Consider the following 3,499-nt stretch of genomic DNA (forward strand, 5'->3'; position numbering starts at 1 on the left):
AAGTAGGAAACGGACGACTCTTTCCTTGAATGCTTAGCTGAATCTGCCCATGTATCTTCCCTGCTATGTCAACAACCCTACTTGCTACGTATTGTTTGAGCATACTAGCTACCAGGTCCAGCTGGTGTTGCTTCTCATCGAGTGCAACTTCGATCTCTTGATTCGCTTTTTCTTGTTCAACAAGTTGGTTAATATCATCTAACAATTCCCACTTTGTACTCCCAAAGATACTTGCCGGCTCTGTTTTATCGATTGCACATAGCTCCGCAAGTTCCTTACCAAAAGAGTGATACGCTTGTAAGAGCTCAGAGGCTGTGTGCTGACGTATGCTCTCATGCAATACCTTCTGTCCTTTAATCTCAATCTGACCGCAATAACCGCGAGCAACCAAAAGGCGAACGATATAGTCAACCTCGTCCTCCAGATAGCCCATCTCAGCTGCCTGGCTATATACTGAAGTCATGGGGATGGCTTTTACTTTCTTCCCCTGTACCATGGTTCCGTACTGGCTTGCCCTAAGCTCTTCCAACACCTTTTTTTCCAAAGGATGTAGTTTCAGACGGATAGATGCTTTGCTGTCCTCGCGGGCTCCCTGCCAGTCAACTAGATCCATCAGGCTTACCCACTGGCTCCTCACGGTCTCCCGGAAAGTGGCGTGGCTGGTATACCCAAACTTATTGGCAATCCTACTCTTTGTGTCAGTTATTTCTAGGTGGCCGCGCTTTTGGGCAAGAGAGAGTGTAGGCTCAGCCGAACCATCCAGGGCTTGTAGATACCTCTCAAGAATCTGCGCAGGGACTGCTTTTAACGTAACATAATCAGGAAACATCTTGGCAAAGACTTCAGCTAATAACTGTTCCAGAAAAGTTTCCCCGATAGGGAGATTGTGGTACGGCGAGTTGGATCGCAGTTCCTCAGAGAAAAGTTCCTTTATAACCCGCTGAGTTATGCTAGTTTCTACCATAAATCGTGCAACTCTCTTGTCCTGTTCTCCGATGGCCTGAGATCGAAGGATATTTCGGTCTAGGAAACTGCAAATAGAGAGAAGAAGTAGCGGCGTTACATCCCGCGGCAGAAATATGTCTCGTAGTCTAGCTATGTCCCCAGGAATCTGGTGCATGTCAATGGTACGCCCAACAGCAAGGCGGATACGGCATTCCTTAGGACCCGTAAACTCTACACTGTGCGTCGCCCCTTCAGACGGATCAAGGAGGATTGAAATTCCAAGGTGTACATCATGGGTATCAACGTCCCAATACTTCTGGTCGATAGTAACGCGCAGATTGACCTTGCGGTAGGGATACTCCTTGGAAGGACCCCCCACCAAAAGAACTTCCTTGAAATCACCGATCCCGTTGGTATGTGGCCATTCAGAGTATCCCGTCCAACCTACAATTCCGCTCCCCTTGCGCTCGTGCAAGATGGTTGGGAGCACAAAGTTCCAGAATGCACGAAGAGTTGCTCGCCTGATGCTAGCATCCTTAGGATTAAAGTGCTTTCGGAAATGCCTGAGATTCTCTGCGATTACATCTTGTTCTTCTCCAATTCTATAAACCCTTAGACAAGGCCCAAGTACCTGAGTAATTACGTGGTCCCCCAGGTGCTTTCTTGTTATGTTATCTAACTGATCCTTTAAGCCATAACTTTCAGCCACTTGCTCAGGACACCCATCTGGAAATGCAGCAAGAAGCTGAATGGCCCGCTCTGCCTTGAGACCTTCGTGCTCATGGAGGTTGATTAAGGTCGATAACGCACCTTTAGTTGAAGATTCTTTGCCATCAAATACTATGATCCCCGAAGTATAGTCCTTTACAAAGTCAAAGATGTTATATGGCTCGCCCGTATCTTGATATTTAAGAGCCGCCCGCTTGAACGTAGCAACCACTGATCGGGGGCCATTAAAGAAGTCTGTTCTGGTACAAAACTGCCCTAGCGCTACCAGTACCTCTTCAGTAATGCTAGCCCTTTCTTCAACTGTCAGGCTGAAGACTCGGGACATCTGCTCCCAAAGCGTCTTTGGAAAAGGTGCACCATAGACCTGGTGTAGGTTTAAGACAACCTGGTGAGCACCCATCCGTTGAGTAATATCTCCGCTCTTGAGGCGAATCTCAGAAAACTTATCCTCGGGCATAAAAAATACTAATCCCAGAGGGCAGTCTTCCTCCAGTACGCCCCAAACCAGTTCGGTCAGACGACTAATATTAGCATCGCTGTCGGAGCTAAACTCAGCAAAGAGTTTAAACTCATCCGGAATAACCAACAATCCCTTGAATCCAGCCCGGAGAACAATATCCGTAGCTTTCCTTAAGTATCTAAGAACATTTGAAGGCAAAGCATCCAGCCGGAGGCCCCCTTGTTCCTGCAAGCTAAGTAGAATCTGGCGCGCCTTGTCTTGCGAGACACCGTGTGCCTGAGCTATTTCATGAACCCACTCTTCATTAGTACGCAACCGAAGATCTTGGTATATCTCCCCAAGCTCCTCGAGCAGCTCCGGACGACGATCTTTGATCCTATACATAACCCAGGCATGAGCAGCTTCCAAAATATCGTTTGCCATCGTGCACATAAAAGGAGGAGTAGACACCACTTCAGAATCCTCGCTAACAGACCAGAGCTCTATAGCAGCTCCAGTCTTCCCATAGCCATATGGGCCATAAACGGCTCCGAGAACCGGACGCCCAGCAGAAAGTCGGGCGATGACGCGATCCCAACGCTCACGTACTTCAGGAATCGAAACGTAAGTAGCGTAATGCCGGCCATATCGCTCCTCGCAACTAACCGGATTATCTCGTATGGCTTGGACAGTAGCGGTCGTAATAATTGGATCTTTACGTACTATATCCTTTAGGGGCACATTCCCCACCCCCCTTAGCAAGAACAAGGAAATAGTTCCATAACAACCCTGGCTCCAATGCAGCAACTATTCTTAGTGGCCCCCCAAAACCTCTAAGTGTGTTACCAACAAACACCAAGTCCTCACTAGTGAGGCTTAATCGTAGTCGGATTATCTGGTCATCAATTGGCTCGCGAGTCAGAAGCACGACGCTGCTGGCAAACTCCAAAGCATAATCGTAGACGACCCGGGATTCCGTACGGGTAGAAGGTGCATCGTCGACAACTATCAATTCTGCCTTTTGGGCTTGACTAAATGGGCTAGGCAGATATAACGCCCCCAGCTCTTGGGCCAATACCCAGCCCAAGAATGTCTTTCCGGCGCCAGATTCGCCATAAAGGTTAATCCGGTTGGCATAACGTACTGCTTCTTGTATAGAGAAAAAAGCTGCTCGCTGGCTAGAGTTTAATAGCTGCAAGTTTGCTGCCCCTTTTACCTTGTTATGAAGTTGGATCCAGTCGACCATATTTAAACATCCTCTGTAAGGTTAGGAGGTCGATGAAGACGGACGAAGTATCCCCAACCTGCTTTAACCTCAAACCAGGGAAAGCGCTGTTCACATTCCTTCAGCATCGCATTTAGCACCCCGTCGTCAACCAAGCACAC

Annotated in this window: 2 protein-coding genes; both read right to left on the bottom strand. The window is 48.1% G+C overall.

Annotated features, from left to right (window positions below; translation table 11 throughout):
* Positions 1-2,854, bottom strand: a 2,854-nt coding sequence (locus H5U02_14685) for a hypothetical protein (GenBank protein MBC7343667.1), incomplete at its 3' end; no start/stop codon positions are given.
* Positions 2,829-3,359, bottom strand: coding sequence for a hypothetical protein (locus tag H5U02_14690; protein MBC7343668.1), 531 nt, complete (start codon positions 3,357-3,359; stop codon positions 2,829-2,831). The genes H5U02_14685 and H5U02_14690, both read right to left, overlap by 26 nt.
* Between the last annotated feature and the right edge of the window lie 140 nt (positions 3,360-3,499).

Source organism: Clostridia bacterium (assembly GCA_014360065.1).
In the GTDB taxonomy this organism is placed as follows: domain Bacteria; phylum Bacillota; class DSM-521; order Neomoorellales; family JACIYF01; genus JACIYF01.